The organism is Hoylesella timonensis S9-PR14 (genome assembly GCF_000762405.1).
In the GTDB taxonomy this organism is placed as follows: domain Bacteria; phylum Bacteroidota; class Bacteroidia; order Bacteroidales; family Bacteroidaceae; genus Prevotella; species Prevotella timonensis_A.
Genome location: NZ_JRPQ01000193.1, coordinates 1 through 998, shown reverse-complemented (window position 1 = coordinate 998; position 998 = coordinate 1). Strand labels below are relative to the sequence as shown.

Here is a 998-nt window from a genome sequence, read left to right as displayed (position 1 = left end):
GAATATATTGTCTTATAAGACCATTTTGATTTTCTATCAAACCTTTTTGCCATGACGAATACGGATCTGTGAAATAGACAGTAACGCCAAGTTTCTTTGTGATGTATTCATGACAGGCAAATTCTAATCCGTTATCAGTTGTTATAGTCTTAATAAATTTCTTATACGGCATCAATAACCGAACTACAGTTTTTGCCAGCTCTTTTGCCTCCTTTCCTTTATTAAGTTTCCTCATAAACAACATTCCTGTTTTCTTTTCCGTAATGGTCAATATGGCACCTCGATTCCCTTTGCCAAGAATAGTGTCCATTTCGAAATCTCCGAAGCGTCTGCCATCTGCTTCTTCTGGTCGATCTGTTATTTTTGTCCTGTTACAAATCATTGATCCATCAATACTTACGGGACGTGACCGNTGTTTGAGTTTATGNCGACAATATANATATAAAGTCCCTCCATTTTTCTTATCCTTACGAATGATTTTATATATAGTTTCATNAGATATTATCATGCCACGTTCTTTTAGCACAGCAGAGATTTGTTGTGGAGACCATTGTTCTTCTATCAACAATCTTATNGCTTCATTTTTCACTTCATCCGAAATGGCACGGTTGCCTGGCTTTCGTTTCTTCCTTTGGTCCGCATTTTTCTGAGCNGTTTCCCAATTATAATTTCCACGGACACCGCTGTTCCGTTTGATTTCCCGGGAAATGGTAGAAGGATCAACACCTATTGATTGTGCAATTTTTGCCTTACTACATCCGTTTTTAGTAAGTACAGAAATCGCACNTCTTTGCTGTGAGGTTAAATGGTTATACATGTATATAAAATTAGTTTATGAATGAGACAAGTCATCTTTATTGCGTNATTAAATGTTTTTAACACATACCTTGAAATGCCTATGTTTATGATATTTTAATATTTACATATAGACGTATTTATTATTCAAGAAGCTACTGCAAAAATACATTCAATCCATTTAATTGATGTATATCTATTCA

Annotated in this window: 1 protein-coding gene; it reads right to left on the bottom strand. The window is 34.8% G+C overall.

Going from position 1 to position 998, the window contains the following annotated elements:
* Positions 1-817, bottom strand: an 817-nt coding sequence (locus HMPREF9304_RS11380; RefSeq protein WP_036929267.1) for an IS30 family transposase, incomplete at its 3' end; no start/stop codon positions are given.
* Positions 818-998: the final 181 nt, after the last annotated feature.